Genomic DNA, 212 nt, shown 5'->3' on the forward strand with positions numbered 1-212 from the left:
GCTAGTAATGGAGATGATGGAAGAGATTATCAAGCAGCATTGACGGGTCTTAGAGATGACCAACAATATGGTCTTGGAGGTGGTTGGTCTGTTGGTGTTCCTTCTTTAGAAGTATACAATACTTGGGATGGTCGAGATTACAGAAAACAGGTTAGCTTAGATACCATAGGACTCTTTAATATAACGGATCCTGTTACAGGTATCCAAACATT

Annotated in this window: 1 pseudogene; it reads left to right on the top strand. The window is 40.1% G+C overall.

Annotation, left to right across the window (positions count from 1 at the left end):
• Positions 1-212, top strand: a pseudogene (locus Q0910_RS28615) (RagB/SusD family nutrient uptake outer membrane protein); the annotation flags it as partial.

Source organism: uncultured Aquimarina sp., from assembly GCF_947495315.1.
Lineage (GTDB): Bacteria > Bacteroidota > Bacteroidia > Flavobacteriales > Flavobacteriaceae > Aquimarina.